Annotated in this window: 16 protein-coding genes; 8 read left to right on the top strand and 8 right to left on the bottom strand. The window is 37.3% G+C overall.

Features of this window, described 5'->3' with window-relative positions; genetic code table 11:
- Positions 1–26 precede the first annotated feature (26 nt).
- The 4 genes from AC0INN_RS19655 (at position 27) to AC0INN_RS19670 (ending at position 4,517) form a co-directional block, all read left to right on the top strand.
- Entirely contained in the window at positions 27–1,100 is a 1,074-nt protein-coding gene (locus tag AC0INN_RS19655; RefSeq protein WP_273648516.1) for a serine hydrolase domain-containing protein, read from the top strand.
- Positions 1,101–1,199: 99 nt separating this feature from the next.
- Complete coding sequence (locus AC0INN_RS19660; RefSeq protein WP_273648517.1) at positions 1,200–2,591, top strand: Gfo/Idh/MocA family protein; 1,392 nt, start codon at positions 1,200–1,202, stop codon at positions 2,589–2,591.
- Complete coding sequence (locus AC0INN_RS19665; RefSeq protein WP_273648518.1) at positions 2,581–3,492, top strand: nucleotidyltransferase family protein; 912 nt, start codon at positions 2,581–2,583, stop codon at positions 3,490–3,492. Before AC0INN_RS19660 ends, AC0INN_RS19665 begins: the two co-directional genes overlap by 11 nt.
- The gene (locus tag AC0INN_RS19670; RefSeq protein ID WP_273648519.1) at positions 3,483–4,517 is read left to right on the top strand and encodes a phosphotransferase enzyme family protein; all 1,035 of its coding nucleotides are present in this window, start codon (positions 3,483–3,485) and stop codon (positions 4,515–4,517) included. Before AC0INN_RS19665 ends, AC0INN_RS19670 begins: the two co-directional genes overlap by 10 nt.
- A gap of 53 nt (positions 4,518–4,570) precedes the next feature.
- Here AC0INN_RS19670 and AC0INN_RS19675 read toward each other — a convergent pair whose 3' ends face one another.
- The 3 genes from AC0INN_RS19675 to AC0INN_RS19685 form a co-directional block, all read right to left on the bottom strand.
- Entirely contained in the window at positions 4,571–5,062 is a 492-nt protein-coding gene (locus tag AC0INN_RS19675) for a DNA-deoxyinosine glycosylase (RefSeq protein WP_273648520.1), read from the bottom strand.
- A 53-nt stretch (positions 5,063–5,115) separates the two neighbouring features.
- Entirely contained in the window at positions 5,116–7,110 is a 1,995-nt protein-coding gene (locus AC0INN_RS19680) for a S9 family peptidase (RefSeq protein WP_273648521.1), read from the bottom strand.
- A gap of 238 nt (positions 7,111–7,348) precedes the next feature.
- A complete protein-coding gene (locus tag AC0INN_RS19685) occupies positions 7,349–7,693 on the bottom strand; it encodes a phage holin family protein (protein WP_172279273.1) in 345 nt (114 codons plus the stop codon).
- Between the two features lie 224 nt (positions 7,694–7,917).
- Between AC0INN_RS19685 and AC0INN_RS19690 the strand changes: the two genes are divergently transcribed.
- Positions 7,918–8,169 (top strand): hypothetical protein, encoded by a 252-nt coding sequence (locus AC0INN_RS19690; RefSeq protein ID WP_172279275.1) that lies wholly within the window; start codon positions 7,918–7,920, stop codon positions 8,167–8,169.
- Positions 8,170–8,454: 285 nt separating this feature from the next.
- Here AC0INN_RS19690 and AC0INN_RS19695 read toward each other — a convergent pair whose 3' ends face one another.
- Entirely contained in the window at positions 8,455–9,465 is a 1,011-nt protein-coding gene (locus tag AC0INN_RS19695; RefSeq protein WP_273648522.1) for a LacI family DNA-binding transcriptional regulator, read from the bottom strand.
- Between the two features lie 164 nt (positions 9,466–9,629).
- Between AC0INN_RS19695 and AC0INN_RS19700 the strand changes: the two genes are divergently transcribed.
- The 3 genes from AC0INN_RS19700 to AC0INN_RS19710 all read left to right on the top strand — a co-directional run bounded on the left by AC0INN_RS19700 (position 9,630) and on the right by AC0INN_RS19710 (position 13,237).
- On the top strand, positions 9,630–11,066 hold the full coding sequence (locus AC0INN_RS19700) for a mannitol dehydrogenase family protein (protein WP_273648523.1): 1,437 nt from the start codon (positions 9,630–9,632) through the stop codon (positions 11,064–11,066).
- A 6-nt stretch (positions 11,067–11,072) separates the two neighbouring features.
- Complete coding sequence (locus AC0INN_RS19705) at positions 11,073–12,419, top strand: MFS transporter (RefSeq protein WP_273648524.1); 1,347 nt, start codon at positions 11,073–11,075, stop codon at positions 12,417–12,419.
- An 83-nt stretch (positions 12,420–12,502) separates the two neighbouring features.
- Positions 12,503–13,237: a hypothetical protein gene (locus AC0INN_RS19710; protein ID WP_306614705.1), complete on the top strand. Its 735-nt coding sequence runs from the start codon at positions 12,503–12,505 to the stop codon at positions 13,235–13,237.
- 3 nt (positions 13,238–13,240) lie between these two features.
- Here the strand turns inward: AC0INN_RS19710 and AC0INN_RS19715 are convergent, their stop codons facing one another.
- From AC0INN_RS19715 to AC0INN_RS19730, 4 genes are all read right to left on the bottom strand, one after another.
- Complete coding sequence (locus AC0INN_RS19715) at positions 13,241–13,663, bottom strand: PaaI family thioesterase (RefSeq protein ID WP_172279721.1); 423 nt, start codon at positions 13,661–13,663, stop codon at positions 13,241–13,243.
- 167 nt (positions 13,664–13,830) lie between these two features.
- Entirely contained in the window at positions 13,831–15,951 is a 2,121-nt protein-coding gene (locus tag AC0INN_RS19720) for a type IA DNA topoisomerase (RefSeq protein ID WP_273648526.1), read from the bottom strand.
- 158 nt (positions 15,952–16,109) lie between these two features.
- Complete coding sequence (locus tag AC0INN_RS19725) at positions 16,110–16,403, bottom strand: GNAT family N-acetyltransferase (protein ID WP_172279285.1); 294 nt, start codon at positions 16,401–16,403, stop codon at positions 16,110–16,112.
- Positions 16,404–16,814: 411 nt separating this feature from the next.
- Complete coding sequence (locus AC0INN_RS19730) at positions 16,815–18,659, bottom strand: pyocin knob domain-containing protein (protein WP_306614708.1); 1,845 nt, start codon at positions 18,657–18,659, stop codon at positions 16,815–16,817.
- Between the last annotated feature and the right edge of the window lie 4 nt (positions 18,660–18,663).

Genomic DNA, 18,663 nt, shown 5'->3' on the forward strand with positions numbered 1-18,663 from the left:
ATTGTTCTTTATTAAAACTGTTTACTATGAAAAAAACCTTTACCACATTTCTTTTATTAGCAATAAATGTGGTCTATTCTCAAATTTCAAATGTGGAAAAAGTAATTGATTCCAGTGTGAAGAATGATAATTTCAACGGAGCAGTTCTGATTGCCCAGAATGGCAGGACCGAATTACTTTCGTATAAAGGATTATCCAACAGACATTATAACATCAGCTTTTCAGACGAAACCAGATTTCATATATTTTCTCTCACCAAGTCATTTACTGCAGTCCTGATCATGCAGCTATATGAAAGAGGTAAAATCAACCTGGACGCTCCCATTGCAACTTATCTTCCGGATTACAAAGGGGAAGCCGCTAAAAAAGCAAGCGTAAGAAACCTTCTAACCTATAGCAGCGGGAGATTTAATAAGGACATCAGTTCTCCGGAACTCATTCACGAGGCATATGACAATACAATTTGGAACCTGGATGATTTTATCAAAACCTTTCTCTCTGAAAAACTGATCGATAAACCCGGAACAAAATTCAGCTATAACAATGGTGATTATATCCTGCTTGGAAAAATTATTGAAAATATATATGGTAAATCTTTTGAAGAAGTTCTGAAAGAGCAGATCCTGGTTCCTCTTAAAATGAATAATACAGGTCTTTTGCACCACAATGATATTATCCAGAATATAGATGACGGATATTCGGAAACAGATTCGGACCCATTTGCTCTTCATATCCCAACCAACACCTATATCGACAATTTTTATACGGCCGGGGGCATATACTCCACTCCCAAAGATCTTTTAACCTTTGACCAGGCCGTTTTCAATCATGTTTTATTAAAAAAATCAACTGTAGACACCATGCTTACTCCTTATAAGGAGCTTGGGGATACTGCTTTTAGCTTTTGGGTTTATCCTAAAAAATTCGGAAATATGACTACCCTATTTGTAGAACGTCAGGGTGAAGGTTACGGACATAGTGCGAACTGGGTGCATTTACCTGAAAAAAACCTGACGGTGATTATTCTGTCCAATACCAAAAACATCAACTACCTCAACAAAATGAGAGAGAGGCTAATAAGTGCATATTACGGACAATAAATAAAAATAAAATCAATTTTAAGAGTAAAATGATTCACTGGTTATTGATATTTTAATATCTTTAAATTTAAATAACATATTTAATCAAAAATATCATTTATGGATAATTCACGTAGAGACTTCATCAAAACAACTGCATTAGCTTCATTCGGAGCACTTGTTTTACCTCATTCTTTATTTGCCTATTCAAAAGGTTTTGTATCTGATAAAAAAGTAAGAGTTGGTTTTATAGGAGTCGGATTACGGGGACAGGAACATGTAAAGCTATTGGCTAAAAGGGACGATGTTGAGATCGTTGCTTTTGCAGACCCTAGTCCAATTATGTTATCTGCCAGCCAGAAAATCTTAAAAAGCAATGGTAAACCGGAAGCCCGTGAATTTTCAAATGGAGAATATGATTACAGAAATCTCCTGAAACTTGGCAACATCGATGCGGTTGTTATCGCTACTCCGTGGGAATGGCACCTTACACAGGGAGTTGAAGCGATGAAGGCTAAGAAAATTGTTGGAATGGAAGTATCCGGTGCCATTAAACTGGATGACTGCTGGGAATTCGTAAAAACTTATGAGGAAACAAAAGTTCCCATTTTTATGATGGAGAACGTATGTTACCGTAGAGATATCATGGCTATCCTGAATATGGTCCGTAAAGGAATGTTTGGAGAATTGGTCCACGGAAGAGGAGGTTATCAGCATGATCTTCGCGGGGTTTTATTTAATGACGGTGTTACGCCTTACAATTCCGGAGCCGAATTCGGGGAAAAGGGTTTTAGCGAAGCAAAATGGAGAACGGAACATTATGTAAAAAGAAATGGAGAACTTTATCCTACCCACGGCCTTGGTCCGGTTTCCGTTATGATGGATATTAATCGTGGAAACCGATTAACACGCTTATCTTCATTTTCTTCAAAATCCCTCGGCTTGCATCAGTATATTGTGGAACATCCGAAAGGTGGAGCCAACCATCCTAATGCCAAAGTGAAGTTTAACCAGGGTGATATCGTTACGACACAAATAGCTTGTGCTAACGGAGAAACTATTCTTCTGACACACGATACCAGCTTACAGAGACCTTATGATCTTGGATTCAGAGTGCAGGGAACTGACGGAATCTGGCAGGACTTCGGATCAGGAGGCGCAGATCAGGGACATATTTATTTTGAAAAGATAATGAATCACACCCATAAATGGGATAATACCGAGAAATGGATCAAAGATTACGACCATCCGATATGGAAGAAATTTGAAAGCAAAGCAACTGGCGCAGGACATGGTGGAATGGACTTTTTCGTTATGAACACCTTTATTGAATGTATAAAACGTAATATAGAATTCCCTATGGATGTATATGATCTTGCCACCTGGTATGCAATCACACCGCTCAGCGAAAAATCAATTGCTAAAGGAGGACAGGTTGTTGAGATCCCTGATTTCACAAAAGGACAATGGAAAAATCGTAAACCTATATTCGGAATGACAGATGAATTCTAAAAAAACACTTCTCATAGTAGCCGGAGGCTTAGGCACCCGCTATAAAGGCCTTAAACAAGTAGATGGAATATTGGGCAATGGCTCTCCTATTCTGGAATATTCTATTTATGATGCTCTAATGGTCGGCTTCAATAAAATTGTGATTATTATTAATCGTTTCATCCCTGAAAGCTATATAGAAAGGCTGGAAAACATTTCCAAAACCAACAACTTTGAGTTGCAATGGGTCTATCAGGATATGGATAAATACATTCCTTCAGGGTATGATTATTCGTCCCGGGAAAAACCTTGGGGAACAGGCCATGCCGTACTTTGTGCAAAAGAATATATTAGTGAACCTTTTGTAATGATCAATGCAGACGATTTTTACGGTAAAGAAGTTTATCAGTTAGCATCGAGTGAAATCGACAATCAAAATGTTTCTGATTCCCAATTTGAACTCATTGCCTATCCGCTTTCTACCACGTTAAGTAACAATGGTACGGTAGCCAGAGGTATTTGCACGGTGGATGATGATCATTTTTTGCTAAAAGTAGAAGAGCAGACTTCCATCCGAAAAGAAAATAATACTATTGTCTATACCGATGAAAACGGGAAAGACATAGAAGTAGCACCAGATACTTTGGTTTCTATGAATTATTTTATTTTCCATCCCATTATATTCGATTCATTAGAAATCTATTTTAAGGATTTTATTACATCCAATCCACAACCAAAAGAAGAATTTTATATTCCTACTGCTCTGCAGAAAATGAACGAGGAGAATACAATCAAAATTGCAGTCAGAACCTCGCCATCTCATTGGTTGGGAATGACCTATCCCGATGATAAAATTATTCTAAAAAGTTACCTTGAAAAAGAAATCCAAAACCAGCGATACCCTGAAGATCTATGGAGCTGAAGAATATTATCTCAAAATTTATAGGCACTGACAACTGTACAGTTACTCAGATCAATAACGGTTTGATCAATACTACCTATTGTGTAGAAAATAATCAAAACCGGGAAAAGTATATTTTACAGAAGATTAATACACAAGTCTTTAAAAGGCCGGAGCAGGTTATCAACAATCATTTGAAAATAAATAAGATTCTTAAAGAGGGTCAATATCATTTCAAAATGACACAACCGATTGCTTCGTCTTCAGAGGAGTTTTTAATCAGGGATGGAAATGGAGATTCATGGCGAATGACCAGCTTCATTGATAACAGCATTACCTTTCTTACTGTTCCTTCAGCAGAAACAGCTTCCAAGGCAGCAAGGGCTGTGGGTTATTTTCTTAGCATCATTAACACGCAAAGTCTTCCCATCATTGAAGATCCACTACCCGATTTTCTCAATTTTGAAAAGAGACTTACCGACTATAAAATTTCATTAGAAAGCGGATCATCTTCTTTAAAAGAAAATGCAAAAGCTGAAATAGAAATGATGAACCAATTGTTGTGGTTACCTGATCAATGGATCAAAATGCAAAATAATGGCCAACTTCCTAAAAGAATTGTTCATGCAGATGCGAAAATCAGTAATATTCTTTTTGATCAGAACCATGACCCGATGGCTATAATTGACCTGGACACAATCATGACTTCTACTATTCTCTATGATTTTGGAACCATGATCCAATCATACACCAATACCACTAATGAAGATGATGGAACAGCTCAAAATAATTTCAATTCAGAAATTTTCGAATCGGTAAAAGAGGGCTTTCTATTTCATCTTAAGGATCTATTGACTCCAGACGAGTTTGAAAATCTTGATTATTCCGCACAGGTGGCTATCTACATTCAGGGGCTTCGTTTTCTTACAGATTATTTAAATGGAAGCACTTATTATTCTACAACCTATCCGGAGCATAATCTCGACCGTACGAAGAACCAGCTGGAGCTTCTCAGGGGTTTACGCAGTTATTTAAAAGTAGATTAAAGTGCACATCTTATGATGATGTTGCTGGAGCATAAAGGAAATAAGGAAGGAGGTTATTTTAGAAATTCCATGATCTTTGACCATCCTTCTAATTTCTTTTCCAACGAAATGGTATGCAGCGGGCTTGTCGAAGGCAGCAGAATCACAGGAAGCCGATAACTTTTTCCTAAAACTTTCTGTAGGTTTTTATAAGATTTTCCTCCATTACAAAATATGGCAGTGATATTCGGATATTGTTCTAAAAGTTCTTCAATCTGATTGGCTTCTTCATTTCTGATCTCCGAATCAAGACTTCCTTTTCGCTCACAGGAATCAATCACATCCCAAAGTGCGATGTGATGTTTCTTCAATGTTTCAATCCTTACTGTATAATCTTCCGTAAATTTTTCATGAAGCAGCTCAAAAATAATCTTCCAGAATTTATTTTGAGGATGTGCATAATATTGTTGTTTTTCCAATGATTTGACCCCGGGAATAGAACCTAAAATTAAAATTCTGGAATGGACATCAATAATAGGAGGAAATGAAGAAATACGGTTTTGCATAATTCAAATATAAAAAAAACGGGCCAAAAGCCCGTTTTCGTTTTTATTGTTTGTTATAAAGTTTCTTTTAACCAGTCAAAGAATTCTCTTTGCCATACCAAACCATTTTGCGGGTGAAGCACCCAGTGGTTTTCGTTCGGGAAATACACTAATTTTGTTTTAAGGCCTCTTAATTTTGCTGCCTGGAAAGCCTCTTGTCCTTGCTCATAAGGCACACGGTAATCTATTCCTCCTTGGACAATCATGATCGGCTTATTCCATTTTTCAACAAAATTGCTAGGGTTAAATTCTGTATAAGCTTTTGGAAGCGGCTTCTCCCATGGAGACCCTAAATCCCAGTTGGCAAACCAGAGCTCTTCAGTGGTCAGATACCATGATTTCATATCAAATAGCCCGTCGTGAGCAATAAAGGTCTTGAATCTGTTATCGTGAATCCCCGCAAGCATAAATACACTGTATCCTCCATAACTTGCTCCTACTGCAGCTACTCTTTGTCCGTCCACATAAGGTAATGTCTTAGCATAATCTGTAGCGGCAAGATAATCCCTCATAGGTTGTCCACCCCAGTCTTTAGAGATTTCTTCATTCCACTTTGTTCCCCAGCCCGGCATTCCTCTACGGTTCGGCGCAACTACAATGTATCCGTTAGCCGTCATAAGAGCAAAATTCCATCGTACACTGAAAAACTGAGTCAATGCAGATTGAGGTCCACCCTGGCAATATACCAAAGTAGGATATTTTTTATTCGGATCAAAATTCGGCGGATAATGGAACCATACTCCCATTTCTTTTCCATCCGATGTTTTCACCATTTTTAGTTCAGATTTCCCTTGAGCCAGTTTGGAATAAGTATCTTTATTGGCTTCCGTAACCTGTTTCATTTCACCGTTTTTAATGTTTACAGAAAATAAATCTGTAGCATGGTTGACATCGGTTCTGCCTACCAATAAGGTGTTTTTATTATCAGCAAAGATTTCATTTACATCAAAATCTCCTTTTGTGATCTGTTGAACCTTTGCATTTTTAGGATCTAAGGAAAACAATTGTTTTGTTCCTCTGAATGCCGCTGTAAAATAGATGGTTTTGGAATCACCACTCCAGAAAACATCACCGGAAACACTTTCGTCCCAGCCTTTTGTTAGGTTCTCTGTTTTTCCGGACTTCCAGTCCATGATTTTCACATCATTTTTATCCGCTTCATAGCCATCTCTTTCCATGCTCTGCCATACCAGTGATTTTCCATCCGGACTGAATTTAGGATTGACATCGTAGCCTTTATTTGATTCTGTAAGGTTCTTTGTAGCACCGGAAGCAAGATCATAAGCAAAAATATCCGTATTTGTACTTGTAGCATACTCTTTCCCGCTTTTAGGCTTGGTAACATACAAAAGCTGAGAAGAATCAGGACTCCAGATGAAATCCTCAGCTCCACCAAACGGCCTCTGCGGAGAATCCCATGTCTTTCCTTCCAGTAAGTCTCTTGATGATTCCACTTTATCTGAAGTATTTACTACAAAAACATGATTGTATTTTCCCTCATTGAAATAATCCCAGTGTCTGTGGTTCAAGTCAGTATACACCTGTGCTGTTGTTTTAGGAGTATCGCTGTATTTATCTTTCCCCATTACCTTCTCCACTAAAACCTGCTTGCTGAAAGCGATTTTCTTTCCATCAGGGGAAATTACAATATTATCAACCTCACCGATGGTATAAAACTCCGTCCAGGTTTTTCCGTTATCTTTAGAAAGGAATATCTTATCTCCTTCCTGTGCGTAAATTCCATTCTTATCCCACTGAATAAGAGCTTTTTTACCTAAGTCTAATTTTGAAGACTGATTATTGATAACATTAAGGAAATAGTTTTCGTTTTTCGTTTTCTCTGTTTTCAGATCTACTTGTCCTACTTTATAAATAAGTGAAGACTGATCAGGTGAAACTGCCTGTACTCCCACTTTTTTCAAAGTCCAAAGAATTTCAGGCGTCATTAACTGTTGTGCATTCATTAAAAGTGGGGCTGCTAAAGCCAGCAGGCTGTACTTAAGTTTCATAAATTGCTTTTTAATTCAAAGATTGCCAAATTTAGTACTTAAAATAAAAATATGCGAAGGAATTAACAATTATCTTGTTTTTTGTTAAAGTGATGAATTGATTTACCTGTGATACATTTGATGATAAGACGCTTGTACAGTTGCTATTTATGTTATTTATATCCTTTTTGATGGACCCAATAAAAAATCCGCCAGCTCAACTGACGGATTTATATTGTTATGCTATACTTCTGTAAGCTTAGTCCCCATCTGAGAACATAGAATTGGCCAGTGAAGTGATCAATGATAAGGCGATACTAAAAATGAATGCCCACCAGAATCCATCTACAACCATACTGTCTATGAAATAATCTGCCAGAAGGATGATCAATGCATTAATGACTAAAGCAAATAATCCTAGGGTGATGATCGTTAAAGGAAGTCCCAAAAGACTTAAAACAGGTTTTACAATTAAATTCAAAAGTCCCAAAACAATCGCGAAAATAATCGCAGATGAAAAGCCTTCAAAATGTACTCCCGGTAAAATTTTCGTTAAAAGAAACGCAACAAGCGCAGTAATCAGTAAACGGATAATTAAGTTCATATGTTAATATTTTTAATAGTTTGTATACAAGTATCAAAACTCATTCCATCGGATCTCGGTTTGAATGATTAATAAAAGTCTTTATCCATCATGAATTGCTAAAGTTTATATTTTCAATACAATAAGGGAAAACACTGATTTTTCAAAAATGGGTATTTTCCCTTTGGGTTATGATCTTTTTATTCCTGAATTTTAAGTCTGCAAACCCCTTAAAAATTATGATCATGGACGCAACACACACAACCAATCTCACCAGAGTTGATGCAGGAAAAGATTCATCCTGGCATATTCACAAGGATCACCTGAAGTATTCCAATATTCAAAAAACAAGAGTGGACTTTAATGGACGGAGCCTTGAAAAAATTATGCAAAAAATTGCAGACAACGCATTTATTAATGCACCTTATCTACAATCTGATGAGCAAAACCGCTATTACCAGGAATGCCTTAGATGGATTGAAGAGAATTATGATTAATCATTTTTTTTAAATGGACAAATTGCCTAAGGTATCCTTAGGCATTTGTTTTTTTGGCAAGTAAGACGGCTGAAGTAAAAGTTACGTGTCTTTTTTTTAATTTTATAACAGCTAATAATCTTATATGAAAAAAGAATACACCCATTATTTCAGATATATTATGCTTGCTTCTATCCTACTATTAATCATATCAATGATAGTGCAGGTTAATCTGTTGGTCATTAGTGCTCTTTCTGTGGTTTTTATTTTATCTCTTATTCTTGTGCTTGACCAAAGCGAGTAGATTTAAATAACGGTGGATGCCCTGTAAATCAATTCGGTTTCCATAATAACCGTCTGATCCGGTGATGACGCATTTTGTATTTTTTCCAGCACGAGACGGGCAGCGGTTTCTCCCATTTTTTCTAATGGCTGCTGTACTGTTGTCAGCTGCGGATGCACAATAGTTGCTAGTTCTGTTCCTGAAAAACTTGCAATCGCTATCTCTTCAGGAATTTTTATATTCTGCTCATGAAGATAATTCATTGCACCAATAGCTAATGTATCGGAAAAGGCAAAAATACTGTCGAAATGGATGTTTCTGTTTAATAGTTCCTGTACTGCCTTTCTGCCATCTTCAAAAGTCATTCCCTCTGTAGAAACAATCAGATCAGGATCAGTAAGACTATATTTCTCCATAATACGCTTGTATCCGTTCACTCTTTCAGTTACGTTCCTTATCGTTAAAGGCCCCATAATGTGTGCGATCCTTTTTCGTCCCGTATTAATCAGATGCTCCACTACTAATGATGCTTTGATCTGATCATCTACGATCACCCGCGAAGCCTGTATTGATTTCCCGGGTATCCTGTCAAAAAATACCATGGGAATATCATTATTGATCAGCTTTTTGTAAACTTCTTCATTAAGACTTTCATGACAAAGATTAATAATGATCCCGTCCACATTAAATTCTTCTAAAAGCTTAAGATTCTCTCTTTCTATCAATGGATTTTCATCCGATTGTGTTATGATAACACGATACCCTAACGGATCCAAAATATTCTGAATCCCCTTCAGAACTTTTGAAGAAAATGGTGTGATCATTTCCGGTACCACCAATCCAATATTTTTGGATTTCCCATACTTTAAATTCAAAGCTGTTGCATTGGGTTTATAGCCCAATTTCGTTGCTGCTTCCAATACCCTCTTCTTAGTTTCCGGGTTGATATTTTTATCATTAAGCAGTGCTCTTGAGATGGTAGAGGTAGATAATGACAAAAATTTCGACAAATCTTTAATGGTTACACGCTTCATCAGGGACTCTTTTTTATCAAAAATAACAAAAAAATAAGCAAATGGGAACGTTCCCAAATTCTGGGAACGTTCCCATTATCAATTTCATAACAAAAAATACCGCGCAATAGATTTATTAATATAAGTTTAGCAAACGATTAACATTCAATTAAAAACTATAATATATGACTCCCAATTCTTATCCCTATAACCGTGAAAATATTAAAACCGGCATTGTACATATTGGTGTCGGAAATTTCCACAGGGCTCATCAGCAGTATTACACCCACCTTCTGCTGGGAGACAAAAGTCAACAGCAATGGGGAATCTGCGGAATTGCCTTACTTCCTTCTGATGAAAAAATAGTACGTGATTTAAGATCCCAAAATCTGGACTATACCCTTACGGTTTGTGGAAGGGATGGAAAAGATGAAATCTATACCATAGGTTCACTCACAGAGTTGATATGGGGAGTAGAAGATCCCCAGGCAGTAATTGCTAAAATCGCTGATCCGGCGATAAAGATCATCAGTCTTACCATTACGGAAGGAGGATATAATCTCAATAAAGAAACGAATGAGTTTAATCTGAACGACAGCCACATACAAAACGATTTAATGAATCCGGGTACTCCTGAAACGGTTTTTGGATTTATAGCAGAAGGTCTGCGATTGCGTAAAAAAAATGGAGCCGGAAGTATCACGATCCTGTCTTGTGATAATCTTCAGCATAATGGCAATACCGCAAAAAGGGCATTCACCAGTTTTATAGAATCTCAGGATAAAGATCTTGGAAACTGGATCAAATCCCACGTTACATTTCCGAACAGTATGGTGGACAGAATTACACCTGCTACCACAGCCAAAGATATTGAAAGGCTTAATGAAAAAAGCGGCTGGAATGATAAAGCCCCCGTTTATTGTGAAGATTTCATCCAATGGGTGATAGAAGATCAATTTATCGCAGGAAGACCTGAATGGGAAAAATCCGGCGTAGAATTCACGAATGACGTCACTGCTTTTGAAAACATGAAACTCAGTCTCCTGAATGCTTCGCACACCCTATTATCCTACCCTTCTTTCTTAAAAGGCTACCGCAAGGTAGATGAGGCCATGCAGGATCAAAGTATTGTAAAGCTAATCAGGGATTTTATGAATATAGATATTACACCATATGTTCCGGCACCTGCCGATACTGATTTAGATCTTTACAAACGTACACTGATAGAAAGGTTTTCCAATCATAGCGTAAGTGACCAGGTGAGCAGATTATGCTTTGACGGTGTTTCTAAATTTCCGGTATATATTATGCCCAATCTCGCAAAAATAATCAGTGATGGAAAAGATCTTATGCGTCCGGCATTTCTTATAGCTTCTTACAGGCATTATTTGAAATACAAGACAGACGATAAAGGTTTTACATATGAAATTGGCGAGCCATGGCTGGCTTCGGAAGATGAAATTTTAATCCAAAGTGATAACCCCATTGATTTTTTAGATCTTTCTGCCTTTAAAAGCATCGATTTGAGAGAGGTAAATGCATTTACCGGTCTGTACTTACAGTTTGTTGATGATATTAAAAATCAGGGGATCGCACCTGTTTTAGAAACTATTGTAAACTAAAGTATTATGCAAACAAATTCCGAAATAAAAGCTTTGAAAATAAAGTCTGACAGCAGTATCCTTCCTTTTGCTATTATTACTTTCATTTATTTTATCGTTGGTTTTCTGACAACTGTTAATGAACAGTTGCAGGCTCCTTTAAAATTTACTTTTCTGGCTCATGCGGGAGGTCTGAAAAACACCTTCACCACGCTCATTTCTTTCTTTTTCTTTTTAGGATATTTGTTAAACGGCACTTTAGGAAGCAAATGGGTCAATGCCTTTGGATATAAAAATACGATCCTAAGAGGTTTGTTTTTTATGATCTCCGGATTGATGATGTATTTATGTTCTTCGTGGGTGGGTTATCAGTTTCCTTCGGTGGATTTCAGGATCGGTGATGCCATTATTCCCTTTGGGTTTATCATTTTTGTAGCCGGATCTTATTTAATGGGAACTTCTGCAGCAATTATTCAGGTGGTGGTAAATCCTTATGCTGCCTCTTATCCTTTAAAGGGGACACAGCCCGTACAACGACTGAATATTTTAACAGCCATCAATTCTATTGGTACGACCTCAGCACCTTTCTTTGTGACCATCGTGATGTTCAGTGGTATCTCCATTGAAAATATTGAAATAAAACAGCTGCTACTACCTCTCTCTGTACTGATCATCTGTATTGTTACGGTGATGGCTATCACCAAGAGACTGCATCTTCCTGATATTGAAAATACGAGAGCCGTTGCAGGAGAAAAACTGGAAAGAAGCATCTGGTCATTCCGCCATTTTGCTTTGGGTGTGGTTGCCATTTTCTTTTATGTAGGAACCGAAGTTGCCATCGGAGCCAATATCAACCTGAATGCTTTTGAGCTTATGGAATCGGGAAAGCCGATCACTTTCTTCGGAAAAACGGATATTATTATCGGCGGAATGGACCTTGGAATTCATGCATTATTATCTACTTTATATTGGGGAGGCTTCCTTGTTGGAAGATCTATTTCTAGTTTTTTCAATAAGATCTCAGCGAGAACACAGCTTGCAACGACAACAGTTCTTGCTACCATCCTGGCGATTACTTCAATGATCACCCAGAACCTTTGGTTCCTTGTTGCCATCGGGCTTTTACATTCTTCTATGTGGAGCTGTATTTATACACTTTCTATAAAGGGTCTGAATAAATATACCTCAAAAGCATCCGGTGTATTCATTTCTGCTGTATTTGGCGGTGCGGTATTTACTTTACTTCAAGGAGGACTGGCTGATCTTTTCGGCTCATGGAGATGGACCTGGATATTAACGGTCATCTGTGAACTGCTTATGCTTTCTTATGCACTCTTCGGATCTAAGATCCGGGAGAAAGATATTATTAACTAACCATTCATTTCTTTTATACATTCCTTTTTTCCGGTATTCATTTACCGGACAGGAATGTTGTAATCAAAAAGACACTCAGCATTATGATTAAAATTAAAAAGTTGATGATTATTTCCATCATCATTGGAAATTCATGGGTTTATGGCCAGAAACTGCATTCTGCATTGCAGCTCAGAAACAGTCATTTGTGGCGAGGTCAGGAAGTTTCCTCAGGTTTCATATATACCGGTGATGTTCATTTAGATGGTAAGAATTTTTACGGAGGATTCTGGGCCGGAGGAAATGCAGATGGCTCCTATAAAGAGTTTGACAATTATATTGGATACAAAAATAAGCACCTTATGGTGGAACTCTGGGATATTTATAATTTTTCACCTGGTGCCACTTATAACAACAAAGAATTTTTTAATTACAATGCAAGTGAAACAGGGCGCTTCTGGGATTTCAGGTCATATTATACAATAAGTGAGAAACTACCCTTAGTCTTAAGCTGGAATACGGTAGTCTTTGGCCGGGATAGGGATAGGGACAATACACACAATAAATATTCTTCTTTTGTTTCAACAGAATATCCTTTCTATACAAAAGAAAACCTCGCGGTACGAGGGAGGATCGGATATGCCTTTGCCTTACATAATCCCAAAGGTGAAAAAGGAAACTTTTTTGCTCAAGAAGCAGGTTTTAATGAGATCAGTCTGATCATTACCAAAACATTTTCCATTGCGGGTTATCAGCTTCCGGTTGGAATCTGGGGAATGTTTAATCCTGTAGGAAATAATGCTTACCTGCAGTTTTCTGTTCATGCTTATTCTTTTTAAATCTTATTTAAGTCTCATCATCGTCACCAATGATGTGGCAACATGAGTTTCGGATGATCCGTTTTCGTCCACTGTATAAATTTCAGTTCTGATCACGCTGATCTTCCCGCCTCCTTTTACTACGTATGATTTTGAAATCAAAGCATCTCCCATTGCAGGCCTTAAATAATTAACCTTAAGTTCTATGGTCACTACGTAACAATCATCTTTATAATTGCTTACCGCAGCATATCCCGAAGAAACATCAACCAGAGAAGCGATCATTGCCCCATTAAACATTCCTGCCTTACGGGTCATCATTTCCATCTTTGGGATTTTAATGGATATGAAATCGGTTTCTACTTCAAGAAGCTCAGCTTTGTAGAATTTTAAGGTTTCGGAGCGGTTGAAACTGTCTATGATCAGTTGTTTTTTCTCAGGTGTCATGGATTGAAATATGATTCTTACAAATGTAATAAAAGGATTGAAAATCCCAGCAGCACTTTTTAAGGTAAACGCATATAAAATATCAAATCACAAAAATCAAAGATCAGAAAGATCTTGTCCTCTTGTGATTAATCAAAAAAAACTTCAGTTCACAATGATAATGTGAGTTAACCTAGTTGCACCGTAAAATCATCAGATAATGACAGGACACCTTCCGTAAGGGCACCCGGATGCGTACTGAAACCTTTTAATTTAGATGTTTTTGCCTTAAGAATAAGATCCAGAAGTTGTTTTTCGGATAACTTTTTTCCAAAGAGCTCAAACGGTATTTTAAAACCACAATTTTTAAAATCTGAACATCCAACTGCGGTTTTCCCCTTAATCAGATTGTGTTCTTTGCATTTCGGGCATTTTGTTTCCTCAAAAGACTGAAGTTCCTTTTTAGGAGCAGGTTCGCGTTTTTTCTTTTCAACCACTTTCTCTTCTTCCTGTAAAGTGATCACTTTTCCTTTCCCGTCCACTACTTTTCTTGTAAGCTCAGAGACCATCTGGATCAGTTCTTCTTTAAACTGATTGGCTTCATATTCACCACTTTCTATTTTCCTAAGCTTTAACTCCCACTCTCCTGTAAGTTCAGGGCTTTTCAGCAATTCATCTTCAATAGTATCAATTAGTTGAATTCCGGTGTGCGTCGCAATAAGATTTTTTCTTTTCTTCTCAATATATTTTCGTTTGAAAAGAGTTTCTATGATATTGGCCCGGGTAGAAGGTCTTCCGATCCCGTTGTTTTTCAGCATTTCACGCAGCTCTTCATCATCAACCTGCTTTCCGGCAGTTTCCATTGCCCTTAACAACGTTGCTTCGGTATATGGTTTTGGAGGGGATGTCTTTCCCTGATGGATTATTGGATCATGCGGCCCCGTTTCTCCTACTGTAAATTCAGGAATGGTTTGCTCTTCTTCTTTTTCTTTATCCTTATCTGAAGACTCTTCTTTCGGTTCTTTGGCATATACAGCTCTCCATCCCGGCTCTAAAACCTGTCTTCCGCTTGTTTTAAAAGGAATAGTTCCCACTTTTCCTTCTACCAATGTATTGGAAATTTTACATTCGGGATAAAAAACAGAAATGAAACGCTTGGCGATCAGATCATAAATAAGCTTTTCCTCCCTGCTCAGGTTCTGGGATGGTGGAACTTCGGTGGGAATAATTGCATGGTGATCCGTTACCTTCGAATCATCAAAAACAGCTTTGGATTTCGGTATAGGAGCTTCCAATAGTGGAGCAATTAAATCCTGATAAAAGTACATTTTCCGAAGGATTCCTTCTATTTTAGGATATAAATTTTCAGATAGATACGTCGTATCCACACGCGGATAAGTCACGTGTTTTTTTTCATAAAGGCTTTGAATATAATTAAGCGTATTTTCGGCTGAATATCCGTATTTTTTATTCGCTTCCACCTGAAGTCCCGTAAGGTCAAAAAGCCTCAGGTTCTTTTCTTTTCCTTCTTTGATCTCAAATGAAACGATTTCAAAGGGATTTACTTTAAGATATTCCAATCCTTTTTCAGCTCGGTCCAGTGTCTTTAAACGATCAATCGCAGCATTGAAAATAACATCGCGGTATTTCGTTTTAAGTTCCCAATACTCTTCTGTGGTAAAAGCGTCAATTTCTTTCTGACGCTGAACCAACATTGCAAGGGTTGGAGTTTGTACCCGGCCGATAGAAAGAACGGCTTTATTCCCTCCGAATTTTTTCGTAAATAAGCGTGTTGCATTAATACCAAGCAACCAGTCTCCGATAGCTCTGGCATTTCCAGCCAGGTACAGATTTTTGTAATCTTCCGCAGGTTTCAGGTTAGCAAATCCTTCTTTAATCGCATCTTCGGTTAGGGACGAAATCCATAATCGTTGAATCGGCTTATTGCACTTTGCCTTCTGCAATACCCAACGCTGGATCAATTCTCCTTCCTGTCCGGCATCCCCGCAGTTAATGACCTCATCACATTCTTCCACCAGTTTTTCAATTACTTTAAACTGATTTTCAACTCCTTTATTCGGAATCAGTTTTATTCCAAAGTTATTGGGAATGATCGGTAATAAAAACAGATTCCAGGATTTGTACTGCGGACCATAATCATGCGGTTCTTTCAGCGTACATAAATGTCCGAATGTCCAGGTTACACAATAGCCGTTTCCTTCCATATAGCCCTGTTTAGGTGTAGTAGCACCTAAAACTTTGGCGATATCTCTGGCAACACTGGGTTTCTCGGCAATACAAAGTTTCATGAATGTTCGGGATTATTGAAAGGGTTGCAAAAATCGGGATTTTTTTTGACTTTAAAAAACTTATAGCTAATCAATACCGGGAAAAGATTAAACATTGGTAACTGATCATTATAAAGTACAAAAAAAGCTCCCACAGGAAGCTTAATCAATTATTATATTTATTCTTTCAACCAGACATCATTATATTCTTCCGGATGTCTTTTGAACTGCGCAAAAACATAAGGACATAGAGGAACTATTTTCAAATTATTTTCCCTGGCATAAGAAACAAGTTTCTCCAATAGTATTTTAGCAAAACCTTTTCCTTCATGTTCAGGATCTACCTCTGTATGATAAACGGTTAATTTTTGTCCTATAACTGAGATATCCATTTTTCCTATCTTCTGATCATCAGAAAATAACTGAACTTCTCCCCTGTTGTGTGTATTAATAATTACTTCTGTTCTTTCCATTTCTATATTTTTTATCTGTTTTACTATTTAATAAAGTAAAGATAGAATGATTGTTTGTACTACGTCATATCCTATGATAACTTCTCTGTATTTTATATTTATTGTATTCCAAATGGGTTTACAAAATCAAAAATCCCTTTTAAACCGAAGTTTAAAAGGGATTGGGTTTATCTTCTAATAGAATTTAGAATTAAGGTTATAGTTGTGGAGTATTTGTTACAATCAGTTCCAGATCTCCTTCCTTAATAAGAGTTCCGTTTCCTACACGCATTGAATCCACTTTAAAACTGGAGTAATACACGTTCGGTAACTTAAACCAAAGATAAATATGGGAATCCGCTCCTACATATTGCCCCGCAGTAATCGCGGTACTTGTATCAAGACATAGATAACAGTTTATAAGTTTCGAAACTAAGCTTCTATAGCCTCTGAAAATCTTGTAATAGAATTAATGTTAACAGATAAGTTAGCGTCTGTACTACTTGCAACTACTTCTAGTATATATCCATTCGCTGAAGAGATTGAGGCTGCATCAGCAATAGTATCATAATATAAAGAAAACTCGCCTGAACTTTGTTGTGGAGCAACCGTAATTACTCCCATTAGAGAAAATCCACTCACAGGATTTTTCAGTCTGATTCCAAGGGTTAATGTATCTGATAAAGCATTTGTTCTATCAGAAAAACTACCCATAATTCTCCATCTATGATTCTGTCCGGGAATTGGATTTTCTATTAATCTACCGGAATAAGTTGTTGATCCTCCATTTCTTCCCGAATCAAAGATTCCTTTATAATTATTTGGTGTACTATTGGGATATTTTGTGACGGGTGAAGATACAATTGTTGGAGTAGCAATATTAATATTAAGTTGCTTATATGTATTGGCTGTAAAATTAGAAACAGACAATCCTGCATAACTTACTTTTATCTGCCCAGATTCATTTTTTCTGGCGAATGCAACATTCCAGTTGTTAATATTTTGCTGTGAAAAATCATTTGAATCCCAGTCTTTTGTCCATGGTGACCATGTTCCATTATAATAATACCTTCTGTAGGAATCATTGTATATTGAATACGTGATATACTCCTGAACGATATGAGTGCTTGTTGCAAATACTTTTAAAAGTCCAGCGAGCAATACGGGGTGATTATTTTCAGGAGTAGCATTAGCAGTACCTCCTTGTATCCGAAATCCAGTTGTCGTAATAGTATTAAGGTCAACATTACCAACTAATCCTCTGTATATCAACCCCTGTGTGAAAGCATTGTTCCATTGAGAGGAATCTCCGTGATTTAAGGTAGTAATAGTACCTGTATTATTAATCTTAACAACTTCTGTTAAAGACACCGAACTCCCGTTGGTTCCAGAGTTTGTTGCATAATTAAATGAAAAATTCTTATGATTGTTTACTGTAAATCCCCATGATGCTAAACTTCCTCTGGGCTGAATAAAGTTTGTTCCATTGAACTGCAAATTATGTCCCATCCATAAACCATATCCTGGTGTTGCACTTGCTACATTAGTATGAAACAATGCAGATCCAGTAGTCGTCTGGGTACCAAAGTTTAGATTGTAAGCATCAACATATTGTGTGCCAGCTGAACTAAGAATAACCTGACCTGCACTGGTACTATCGCCCTGTGGTCTTAAATATATGTTTCCTGCGGCTGTCTCTCCAGAAAGAATCAAACTATATGTATTGGTTCTCACTTTATTTGTACCTTGCCTTTGAAGAATTAATTCTCCGGTGGTGCTGTTTATGTTTCCACTTAAATCAACATTTCCTCTCGTATATTGATTTCCTACAGTGTCTAGGGCATATCCCGTAGTTGGAACAACAGAAGAACTGGCTCCGACAACGACACGTTGGTCAGAGGTCCATCTGATTGCATTTTTACTGTTATAGGCTGATCCTCCAATATATCCCCAACTCAAATTTACAGCTCCGCTACTTGTAACGGTTCCGTAGTATCCAAATGTATCTATATCTCCGTTAGAACCTATTAGCTTTGTAAAATATCTTGAAAAATTAGAGCTAGTTGTTACACCGGACATATCTCTGGATATTCCGTTTGTATTTGTTTGCCCAAGATTTATGCCGCCCGTCATTGTTCCTCCTGAAAGAGGTAAATAAGGTGCATTATTTGAATCTAGGTGCACATAGCTATCTATAAGGTCTCCAAACTGACTTTCAGTTGGTCTTTTTCCTGACTTAAAATAATTTTTTAATTCTGTGATGGATTTCTTTGCCATGATT

The organism is Chryseobacterium subflavum, assembly GCF_055762745.1.